The 1,644-nt window shown below is 72.6% G+C and carries 1 protein-coding gene and 1 pseudogene; both read left to right on the top strand.

Annotated elements, in window-relative coordinates; translation table 11 throughout:
- Window positions 1-606, top strand: a pseudogene (locus tag ACFWJO_RS38695) (exopolyphosphatase); the annotation flags it as partial.
- A 53-nt stretch (window positions 607-659) separates the two neighbouring features.
- On the top strand, window positions 660-1,644 hold a 985-nt coding region (locus ACFWJO_RS38700), incomplete at its 3' end, for an NAD(P)/FAD-dependent oxidoreductase (RefSeq protein WP_386872898.1).

Below are 1,644 nucleotides of genomic sequence, written 5' to 3' on the forward strand. Positions count from 1 at the left end.
GCCCTGTCCTTCGCGGGCGCCGTCTCCGCCGTCGAGACCGCGGACCTGGGCCCGGAGGACCTCGTGCTCGTCGTGGACCTCGGCGGCGGCTCCACCGAGCTGGTCGTCGGCACGCCTGCGGGCGAGGTCGTGGGCGCGGTCAGCCTGGACATGGGCTGCGTGCGGTTCACCGAGCGTCATCTGCGCTCCGACCCCCCGACGTCGGACGAGGTCGCCGCGGCCCGCGCGGACGCCCGCCGCCTCCTCGACGACGCCGCCGCCCGCCTGCCGCTGGAACGCGTGGCCCGCGTAGTCGGCGTGGCCGGCTCGGTGACCACCGTGACCGCCGAGGCCCTCGGGCTCAGCACGTACGAGCCCGAGGCCATCCACGGCGCGCGCCTGCCGATCGCGGAGTTCCGCGCGGCGGCGGAGGGCCTCGTGGCCGCGACCCGGGCCGAGCGCTCCGAGCGGGGGTTCATGCACCCGGGACGGGTGGACGTGATCGGCGCGGGCGCGCTGCTGTGGAGCACCGTCCTGGAGCGGGTGGCCGAGACCGCGGGCGTCACCGAGGCCTGGGCGAGCGAGCACGACATCCTGGACGGGATCGTGCTCTCGCTGCGGTCCTGATCACGGCGGCGGAAGATGGAGGGGCGGGGCCGGTGCGTGCGTAGACTGGCGGTATGTCTCTCACTCCTGAACTGTCTCCCAAGCCGCGCCTGCTGATCGTCGGCGGCGGCTACGCCGGTTTCCAGCTCGCGAAGGAGCTGCAGACCAAGGTCAAGGACCGCAGCGGCGTCGTGACCGTCGTGGACCCGCTGCCGTACATGACGTACCAGCCGTTCCTGCCCGAGGTCGTCGGCGGCCACATCGTGGGGCGCAACGTCGTCGTGGACCTCGCCACCCATCTCAAGGACGCTGAGGTGCTGCGCGGCACCGTCGTGAAGGTGGAGCACGCCCGCCGCTTGGCCACCGTGCGCGGCGAGGACGGCCACGAGTTCGAGCTGCCCTACCAGGACATCGCCATGACCGCCGGCGCCACCACCCGCGTCTTCCCGATCAAGGGCCTGGGCGAGCACGGCATCGGTCTGAAGACCGTGGAGGAGGCCGTGACGCTGCGGAACCAGATCCTGGAGCGCCTGGACGCCGCCTCCCTCATGGTGGACGCCGAGGCCCGTCGCCGCGCCCTGACCTTCGTGGTGGTCGGCGGCGGCTTCGCCGGCATCGAGACCGTGGGCGAGATGGAGCACCTCATCCGCACCGCCGTCGCCCGCAACCCGCGCCTGTCCCAGTCCGAGGTCCGCATCGTGCTCGTCGAGGCGATGGGCCGCATCATGCCCGAGGTCGGCGAGGACCAGGCCGTCGGCGTGGTGGAGCACCTGAAGGACCGCGGCATCGAGGTCCTGCTCAACACCTCGCTGGGCGACGCCACGGACGGGATCATGACCCTCGTGGACATGAAGGACAAGTCCGAGAAGGAGAAGTTCGGGGCCGACACCCTCGTGTGGACCGCGGGCGTGGCCGCCAACGCCGTCGCCAAGCAGACCGACTTCCCGGTCGAGGCGCGTGGCCGCATCGAGGTCACCCCCACCCTCCAGGTCAAGGACGGGGAGGACGGCGTGCTCGAGGGCGCCTGGGGCTGCGGCGACGTCTGCGCCGTCCCGGACC

The sequence above is a fragment of the Streptomyces sp. NPDC127092 genome, assembly GCF_042722475.1.
GTDB lineage: Bacteria > Actinomycetota > Actinomycetes > Streptomycetales > Streptomycetaceae > Streptomyces.